Source organism: Brumicola blandensis (genome assembly GCF_031846165.1).
Lineage (GTDB): Bacteria > Pseudomonadota > Gammaproteobacteria > Enterobacterales > Alteromonadaceae > Glaciecola > Glaciecola blandensis.
The window spans coordinates 1-6,342 of sequence record NZ_JAVRIE010000012.1 but is presented as its reverse complement, the minus strand read 5'-3'; the positions used below and the strand labels follow the sequence as shown (position 1 = coordinate 6,342).

Sequence of the window (6,342 nt, the reverse complement as noted above, 5' to 3'; positions counted from 1 at the left end):
TATGCGTTTGTTAGCACCGGTTGATTTAACTCGGTTTTGATAAAACATTTAATGCCTCCTTGCGTTAACCATTTTAGTAAAACAATACTCGTTTGACTCTGATACAGCAACTGCTGGTTAGCAGCGCGAACCAAACAACCAATGCTCGCGAACCCGAATTTTAGTTTCTGACAGTAAGATGGGCATGACTCTTGAGAGAAAGAGCAGTACTGAATGGTTTTTAAAACTGACCATTATTAATTGCCTTAAACTCAAACTTGAACCCCTCTTTTTCTTTTGGTTTCCAACCATCTTCAATTGATGCTTTTATGGAAGCCTCTATCATTTTCGGAGTGATGTTTTTACCATCTTGGAGAAGCCAGTTATCAGGCCTTGGTGCATCAAAAACTATTAGAAGCGTAGATACTGGCGAATCATAAAGCTCAGCTGCCGCTGTCATTCCGCAAGCAAACGCTCCTTCTGAATAAGTAGGTTTTGAACGGATTGACCACCTATAATCTTGACCATCAACGCTAATTTTACGAGAGCCTTTTTTAGGTAGAGACATTCAGGCTAACACCCTGCATAACGGGCAGCATTGCGTGCAGCCGCACGTAATGATGTCCCAGCGACCGAAGGGAGAGCGTTTATGCGTTTGTTAGCACCGGTTGATTTAACTCGGTTTTGATAAAACATTTAATGCCTCCTTGCGTTAACTATTTTGCTAAAACAATACTCGTTTGATGCTGATACAGCAACTGAAGGTTAGTAGCGTGGACCAAACAACCAATGCTTGCGAACCCGAAATTAACTTATTAAAAACAGTTGAGCGTAACTCTTGAAAGAACGAGCAGCATAGTGTGTGAATAATTACACACTAATTTTTGAACGCGAACTTCCTGTATTTCAAAACAAACTCTTTAGCTTGCTCTAATGTGTCAGGGTAAGCAACAGTGTCATGGTGACCCGAACCAGAGCGGATTTTCTGAAACCTAAACCCATGCTCAAATAGAAAGTGGATTTTCTTCCATTGTTTATTGTCCGATTTTTTAGGCGCCTTAAAGTGACGACCAAAATTATATGCGGAACCACCGCAATCGGGGCACTTTAAAACTTTCGGGCATTCTTGAGAGAGATTAAACTCCCTTTTAAAAGACTTATTGCATGTAAAACACGCAAAAGACATATTATAAGGACTAGTCATTACAACACACGCTAACACCCCGCATAACGGGCAGCATTGCGTGCAGCCGCACGTAATGATGTCCCAGCGACCGAAGGGAGTGCGTTTATGCGATTGTTATGTTGCTTAGATTTATTGCGGTTTTGATAAAACATTCCATGTTTCCTTGCGTTAACCATTTAGGTAAAACAATACTCGTTTGACGTTGATACAGCAACTGAAGGTTAGTAGCGTGGACCAAACAACGAATGCTCGCGAATCCGAAAGTAACTCATTAAAAACCTGTGAGAGTGACTCTTGAGAGAAAGAGCAAGACGAAGTAATTTATTCAGAGCCACCATCAGCTCCACCTCCAAAACCTCCACCATCAAAGTCACCACCTCCACTGCCATCAGATAGGTACTCACTATCGTAATCACTCAAAGAATCAAAAAAGTCATTTATTCGTTTGGTCTTATTTATCTCTGCTAATTCAGGATCTACTTCGATAGAGGAATCATCATCCAACGTTTCAGCGTCATCACCAAAGATTTCATTAGTCAGGCCCAGAATTGAAACTACTTTTTTATATCTTTCAGGATAAGCATCTTTATCAATTGAGTGTAATATTTCGTATAACTCATCTTGGGTGTAACTCTCAAATTGTGGCTCAGATTTCATACCAGCTAACACCCCGCATAACGGGCAGCATTGCGTGCACCCGCACGTAATGGTGTCCCAGCGACCGAAGGGAGTGCGTTTATGCGATTGTTAGCACAGGTTGATTTAACTTGGTTTTGATAAAACATTCCTTGTTTCCTTACGATAACCATTTAGGTAAAACAATACTCGTTTGACGCTGATACAGCAACTGAAGGTTAGTAGCGTGGACCAAACAACCAATGCTCGCGAACCCGAAAATAACTCATTAAAAACAGTTGGGAGTGACTCTTGAGAGAACGAGCTATAGCGATAGTTATTTGTTAGTTGCCCCAGTTTTCATCCAGAATATCTCTTCTTTTAGCAGCATATTCCTCTTCTGAAAGTAACTCATCTTTGTATAGCTGTTCCATTTCCCTTAACCTTTCACCATAGTATTTGGGTTTATTTTCGTTAATTTCCATTAGCTTGTTTTCTGCTTTCAATTCGTGGACCGTTACTAGATGTGGAAGGTCTTTTTTCGAGAAAATCGAATTTCTGTATGCTTGGTAAGCAAACGCAAAAACAAGGAAAGAAAAAATGATGAATACAATTTTAATAATTTCTGGGGGGTCGAAAAAAAATACAATTGAGATTATAAAAATTAACATGATCACAAAACCTATTAAAAGCAAGGTTGAGTTAAATCTGGAAATTTTCGTTTTAGACCTTCCTTTCACCATACTTTAATCCTTTTAATAAAATACACAGCTAACACCCCGCATAACGGGCAGTTTTTTGGGTGGGCAAAGTCCCAACCAGAAAACTGTCCTGCGCGAGCGTAGCGAGGTTGATGCGTTTGTTATGTTGTTTCAGTTTAATGCGGTTTTGATAAAACATTCCTTGTTTCCTTGCGATAACCATTTAGGTAAAACAATACTCGTTTGGCGCTGATACTACAACTGATGGTTAGTAGCGTGAACCAAACATTATGCGCTCGCGAACACGAGATTGAGTTTCTGACATTAAGATGAGAGGAACTCTTGAAAGAAAGAGCTTATTTGCAATTTTGATCGTCGACCCGAACATAGTTAGCAACCTTTTTTGTTTTAACGCGAGCCAAGACACCAATACATACTTTCTCAGTCACAAACGATTGTTTAAAACTACCTACAATGAAGTCCTCACCATTTACTCTAACTCTAACCTCGTAAGGATATTTTGCTGTATGAGGAAAACGCGAGTCATTTTTAATTTTTGTTGTTACTGATGTGCTATCTATTTTGTATGGGTTAATAACCTCTGCAATAAAGAAATGAGTATAAGATACATCTTTTACTGAAGCGTCAAAAAACGGAAACACAATCAAAACAATTGAGATTGAAATACCAAATAATCCACCAAGAATTTTTAGCTTTGATGATGTTTTTAAGCGGACTCTAAATTTCGTGCTCATTGAAACACATAACACCCCGCATAACGGGCAGCATTGCGTGCGGCCGCACGTAATGGTGTCCCAGCGACCGAAGGAAGTGCGTTTATGCGATTGTTATGTTGCTTGAATTTATTGCGGTTTTGATAAAACATTCCGTGTTTCCTTGTGTTAACCATTAAGGTAAAACAATACTCGTTTGACGTTGATACAGCAACTGATGGTTAGCAGCGGGGACCAAACAACCAATGCTCGCGAACCCGAAATTTGTTATTTAAAAACCTTTGAAAGCCCCTTTTGAAGAAACGAGCTAACACCATTACTTTGCTTGGCCTCCAAACTTTTTGACCATGAAAGCTCAATAGCATCATTAATTATTTTATCTGGGTCTTCGCCACGGGCTATCAGTGCTTCTTTCAAAATTTCTATATGCCATGTTGGACAATGTCTGCTTTGACAAGGAACATCCGGATCATCTGAGTAATGTTCAAAAGCATAATGAAAGCAGAGCCAATGCATCCCTTCAAAAGCATCATAAGCTTCCAAAGGCCCCTTTAATTCACTACCACAACTCTTACAAAAATTAGCCATGAATCACGCCCTTGCCACATAACACCCCGCATAACGGGCAGCATTGCGTGCAGCCGCACGTAATGGTGTCCCAGCGACCGAAGGGAGTGAGTTTATGCGATTGTTAGGACAGGTTGATTTAACTCGGTTTTGATAAAACATTTAATGCCTCCTTGCGTTAACCATCTTGGTAAAACAATACTCGTTTGGCGCTGATACAGCAACTGATGGTTGGTAGCGTGGACCAAACAACCAATGCTCGCGAACCCGAAATTAACTCATTAAAAACTGATGGGAGTGACTCTTTAAAGAACGAGCTTTATATAATTTTTACCAACTAAACACATAAACCATGAATATTAATGCCGGTACGCCAACCCATAATATTGGGGTCGAATACCAAGGCATCGGACCCTTTTTATGTAATTTTAAGTACTTTTCCGATAACAAATCAAAAAGCACTGCAACAAAGCCGATGGCAGCATACTTAAGAATTAGCAGCACAGGCTCATCTTCAATAAAGAGGAAAGCCAAAACTAATAATATTAGTATGTTATTACGCTTCTCTTTATCAGCCCAATACTCTTTGAATTGCGCTACTAACTTATCCAAACATAACACCCCGCATAACGGGCAATTTTATGGGCGGACGCTTTGAGCGAAGCGAAAGCCGCACTTAAAGTTGTCCCAGCGACCGAAGGGAGTGTGTTTATGCGATTGTTATGTTGCTTCGGTTTGCTGTGGTTTTGATTAAACATTTAATGCCTCCTTGCGTTAACCATTTAGGTAAAACAATACTCGTTTGACGTCGATACTGCAATCGGTGGTCGGTAGCGTGAATCAGACATTATGCGCTCGCGAACCCGAAAACAACTCATTAAAAACAGATGAGAGTGACTCTTGAAAGAAAGAGCTTAAGTATTAACGTAATATAACTTTAGTCATCCTCTTCATCGGGAGTGTATTGACTCAGCTCAATACCGAAACCAATTTGACCAACTAATTTAATTAAGTTTGGCGGGAAGGAGTCGCACTGAACGGTAACATCCCTCCATTCAATACCGAAGTCTAGGTACCCACTGTCAACACCTGAATACATAGCAATAGATGATAAGGTGGATTTATGCTCTTCCAAATACTTCAACGCATCTAGTTTTTGTTTCTCAAATTCATCCCATTCAGCGCCACTGATTAAGACATTAAAACCAGAGTTACTATTTAGCTTACTAGGGGCACTTTTGAATCTGGGCAGTCCTTTCTTCCATATTTTTGACGGCTTAATGTTGTGAGCTTCTAAAAGCTCAATAACATTCAAGTCATCACCATAAACCCTCAAATAACAAGCCATAGTTAAACCCTAACGAAAACCATAACACCCCGCATAACGGGCAAGTTTAAGTGTGGACGCTTTGAGCGAAGCGAAGGCCGCACTTAAAGTTGTCCCAGCGACCGAAGGGAGTGCGTTTATGCGATTGTTATGTAGTTTCGGTTTGCTACGATTTTGATAAAACATTCCATGTCTCCTTGCGTTAACAATTTAAGTAAAACAATACTCGTTTGACGCTAATACTGCAATCGGTGGTCGGTAGCGGGGAACAAACATTATACGCCCGCGAACCCGAAAAATTGTTTCCGACAGAAAGATGAGAGTGACTCTTGAAAGAACGAGCTTTAGCCAAAGTCGTTTTATTATGCAACATCAATGTCATTTTACATTCCATCCTAAATCCGTCAATTTCCTGATTAATACAGATATTTCTTGAGACTTATTCGGCGATAGTTCATCTTCTCTAGCAAGAAATATACTGCTGAATTCAGCTCTTACTTTATTGCTTTCTAATTGCACTGCATTAGCAGTCCAACCGCGTTGAAACGAAAGTATGTCATTCTCTACTCCTGTAGGTTTAATACTAATTGACGCTGAAATATTGCGCTCATTACCTGGCTCGAAAATAAATATAACTTCTAACTTTGACTGGGTTAAAGATGGCTCATTAGCAATCTTACGCCCTTGTAAAGATGTTGAAAAATTAATTATTTCGACTAACCCTTCATTGTAAAAACTAGCTTTCTGTTTTGTATTTAATGCACTACAGCCTGATATCAAGGATAGTAATATTAATACATATAGGTATTTTTTCATTTCATAGTTCCTTTAAAATTAGATGTTCCATAACACCCCGCATAACGGGCAGCATTGCGTGCAGCCGCACGTAATGATGTCCCAGCGACCGAAGGGAGTGCGTTGATGCGATTGTTAGATTTGTGATGTTTTACGCGCCTTATAAACAACACCCATTGTCACCTTGCGTTAACCATTTAGGTAAAACATTACTCGTTTTGGCCAAAGACAACAACTGATTTATCTTAGGCGAAGAACAGACATGATGCGCTCGCGAACACGAGATAAAGTTTCTGACATAAAGGTGAGAGGGACTCTTGAAAGAACGAGCTTGCGCAATTGTGTCGCGACGAACTCAGATGCTGTTTAGCGAAGACCCGTGAATAAATGCCCGCGAACATGGAACACAGTTTCCAATGGAAGATGAGGTAACAAGGA

12 protein-coding genes are annotated in these 6,342 nt (G+C 40.0%); all 12 read right to left on the bottom strand.

Annotation, left to right across the window (positions count from 1 at the left end; genetic code table 11):
• Nucleotides 1-220: 220 nt before the first annotated feature.
• Nucleotides 221-547: a hypothetical protein gene (locus tag RM544_RS17560; protein WP_311363132.1), complete on the bottom strand. Its 327-nt coding sequence runs from the start codon at nt 545-547 to the stop codon at nt 221-223.
• A 5-nt stretch (nt 548-552) separates the two neighbouring features.
• On the bottom strand, nt 553-675 hold the full coding sequence (locus tag RM544_RS17555; protein ID WP_311363131.1) for a hypothetical protein: 123 nt from the start codon (nt 673-675) through the stop codon (nt 553-555).
• A gap of 519 nt (nt 676-1,194) precedes the next feature.
• The gene (locus tag RM544_RS17550) at nt 1,195-1,317 is read right to left on the bottom strand and encodes a hypothetical protein (protein WP_311363130.1); all 123 of its coding nucleotides are present in this window, start codon (nt 1,315-1,317) and stop codon (nt 1,195-1,197) included.
• Between the two features lie 169 nt (nt 1,318-1,486).
• Nucleotides 1,487-1,822 (bottom strand): hypothetical protein, encoded by a 336-nt coding sequence (locus RM544_RS17545; RefSeq protein ID WP_311363129.1) that lies wholly within the window; start codon nt 1,820-1,822, stop codon nt 1,487-1,489.
• 5 nt (nt 1,823-1,827) lie between these two features.
• Complete coding sequence (locus tag RM544_RS17540) at nt 1,828-1,950, bottom strand: hypothetical protein (RefSeq protein ID WP_311363128.1); 123 nt, start codon at nt 1,948-1,950, stop codon at nt 1,828-1,830.
• An 887-nt stretch (nt 1,951-2,837) separates the two neighbouring features.
• Nucleotides 2,838-3,236, bottom strand: a complete 399-nt coding sequence (locus RM544_RS17535) for a hypothetical protein (protein WP_311363127.1) — start codon at nt 3,234-3,236, stop codon at nt 2,838-2,840.
• A complete protein-coding gene (locus RM544_RS17530; protein ID WP_311363126.1) occupies nt 3,233-3,367 on the bottom strand; it encodes a hypothetical protein in 135 nt (44 codons plus the stop codon). The genes RM544_RS17535 and RM544_RS17530 overlap by 4 nt, the downstream gene beginning before the upstream one ends.
• Before the next feature lie 115 nt (nt 3,368-3,482).
• Nucleotides 3,483-3,803: a hypothetical protein gene (locus tag RM544_RS17525; protein ID WP_311363125.1), complete on the bottom strand. Its 321-nt coding sequence runs from the start codon at nt 3,801-3,803 to the stop codon at nt 3,483-3,485.
• Nucleotides 3,804-3,806: 3 nt separating this feature from the next.
• Complete coding sequence (locus tag RM544_RS17520; protein ID WP_311363124.1) at nt 3,807-3,944, bottom strand: hypothetical protein; 138 nt, start codon at nt 3,942-3,944, stop codon at nt 3,807-3,809.
• Between the two features lie 168 nt (nt 3,945-4,112).
• On the bottom strand, nt 4,113-4,394 hold the full coding sequence (locus RM544_RS17515) for a hypothetical protein (protein ID WP_311363123.1): 282 nt from the start codon (nt 4,392-4,394) through the stop codon (nt 4,113-4,115).
• A 325-nt stretch (nt 4,395-4,719) separates the two neighbouring features.
• Nucleotides 4,720-5,130 (bottom strand): DUF4279 domain-containing protein, encoded by a 411-nt coding sequence (locus RM544_RS17510; RefSeq protein ID WP_311363122.1) that lies wholly within the window; start codon nt 5,128-5,130, stop codon nt 4,720-4,722.
• Between the two features lie 357 nt (nt 5,131-5,487).
• A complete protein-coding gene (locus RM544_RS17505; RefSeq protein ID WP_311363121.1) occupies nt 5,488-5,925 on the bottom strand; it encodes a hypothetical protein in 438 nt (145 codons plus the stop codon).
• Nucleotides 5,926-6,342: the final 417 nt, after the last annotated feature.